The 276-nt window shown below is 49.6% G+C and carries 1 pseudogene; it reads right to left on the bottom strand.

Annotated features, from left to right (window positions below):
- Nucleotides 1–55 precede the first annotated feature (55 nt).
- Nucleotides 56–276: pseudogene (locus tag P5683_RS26205) on the bottom strand (hypothetical protein); the annotation flags it as partial.

Below are 276 nucleotides of genomic sequence, written 5' to 3'. Positions count from 1 at the left end.
TGTTGTCCGAGAAACCCGGTTTCTTTGAGAAACCGGGTTTCTTAACCCCCCCGGTTCACAAGTCACGGGAAAAGCGAGCCAAAAGTTCTTCCCGTGATAACTGCCAAATCAACTGAGCTTGTTCCAATGGGGGAACTGCAATCAACCGGTCGATAATCTCAGCTAATTCGGCATCGACCGCCCCAAACTTCACTTGTAGCATACTTTCTAGGAGCGATCGTTGTCCTTGCTGAACTCCTTGTTGTCCGAGAAACCCGGTTTCTTTGAGAAACCGGG

Origin of the sequence: Limnospira sp. PMC 1279.21, assembly GCF_032349615.1 — a bacterium.
GTDB classification, from domain to species: domain Bacteria; phylum Cyanobacteriota; class Cyanobacteriia; order Cyanobacteriales; family Microcoleaceae; genus Limnospira; species Limnospira fusiformis.
Note: the sequence above shows the minus strand (reverse complement) of the source record. Positions and strands in the feature narration are given on the sequence as shown.